1 pseudogene is annotated in these 215 nt (G+C 26.0%); it reads left to right on the top strand.

The window, feature by feature from the left end:
• Positions 1-215: pseudogene (locus JV528_RS12455) on the top strand (rolling circle replication-associated protein); the annotation flags it as partial.

The raw sequence follows: 215 nt of genomic DNA, 5'->3' as shown, positions 1-215 counted from the left end.
TAATAACGGCGTTTATAAGGTATTTAAATATAAAAATCCTAGAAAAAAACCGTCTACTTCTATCCACCAAAAAATCAATTTAGAAAAGCGTTTAAAATTGAATAAAAATCAGTTAGCGAAGTTGGAAGAAGAACAGCGTAGAAGTCATATTTTTGAGGTGAAAAATTTAATTAAAGATTACATTTTGTGTAATTATTTTGATATGTTTTGGACTT

It is taken from the genome of Staphylococcus sp. GDB20D11A, assembly GCF_016893255.1.
Classification (GTDB): Bacteria; Bacillota; Bacilli; order Staphylococcales; family Staphylococcaceae; genus Staphylococcus; species Staphylococcus aureus.
This window is presented reverse-complemented; position numbering and strand designations above follow the sequence as displayed.